We start from the raw sequence: 1,077 nt of genomic DNA on the forward strand, positions 1-1,077 counted from the left end.
GCTGGTGCCCGCGCATGCGCACGACCACTACGCGATGCAGCGCAGCGTTGGCCTGCCGGTGCCCGCTTCGGCTCAGGCGGTGCTTGCTGGTCTTCCCGCTTGATGCGGGGATCGGGCAGGCTCCGCATAGCTTTGCGAGAGCGGCCTCTGAGTGGATCCGCTCCGGGTTGTCCCCGACAAGGATGAGCATTTCCGCCGCCGTTCCCGCCCCAATGCCGTGCGCCTCGACCATCGTTGGCGCGCAACGCCGCGTCAGCTGTTCGAGATGGATGTCGTGGGACTTGATTTCGTCGTTGAGGGCGAGCCAGCGCCGGGCTATGGCGCGCAGGCTCACCTTGGCCGAGGCTAGAGTTGTGGTGAGCGGGCCCGGGCGCATAGCAGCAAGGTGCCGCAAGAGTGCCATCTTGCCCGTTATCGCCTCAAGCTGCTCGCGGAATGCCGCTGGAGCCCCGAGAACGATCGACTTCAGAGTCAGCATGGCTTGCGTCCGCCCCTTAACTGCGGTGTCGCGGGCAATCTTCAGGTGGCGGATCATCTCGGCCTCGCCCGTTCCAGACTTCGGCACGGCAGCCGCCTGCCCACTGAGCAAGGTGCGTGCGGCAGCCTCGGCATCGAGGTGGTCCGTCTTGCCTTGCCTATGGCGTAACGCCCGGTCGGGACGGGCGACCTCGTGGACGACGTAGCCCTTCTCGTGCAGGAATCGAGACAGACCTGCGCCATACGACCCAGTGCCTTCGATGCCGAAGGCACGGACATGCCCAAGCGAGGAGGCCCAGGACGCCAAATCTTGGTAACCCTTTGCATCAGCCGGTACGGTCAGTTCCGCCAGGCGAACGCCGTGCGCGCTGATAGCAACCGCGGTATGGGCCTGCTTGTGTGTGTCGACACCGACAATGACGTCAGGCGGGGTAGTGCCGCTCATATCACCAGTTCTCCGAATCGGTTGAGAGTCCGGCGGCCAAGCGGGTGGACAGGACTGTGACGGGATGAACGGCTTCAGGCTCCTATGAAGTCACATCCCACTCGACTGCCAGGTGTCGTTCGGAGAGCCGACAGATCAATGTCAGGACACACGGT

Annotated in this window: 1 protein-coding gene; it reads right to left on the reverse strand. The window is 64.3% G+C overall.

Translation table 11 applies throughout. From position 1 onward, the window contains the following. A partial coding sequence (locus tag ACO1BU_RS37515) for an IS110 family transposase (protein ID WP_424140926.1) occupies positions 1-922 on the reverse strand: 922 nt, incomplete at its 3' end. Positions 923-1,077 lie beyond the last annotated feature (155 nt).

The sequence above is a fragment of the Roseomonas chloroacetimidivorans genome (assembly GCF_049629625.1).
Taxonomy (GTDB): Bacteria; Pseudomonadota; Alphaproteobacteria; order Acetobacterales; family Acetobacteraceae; genus Roseomonas; species Roseomonas chloroacetimidivorans.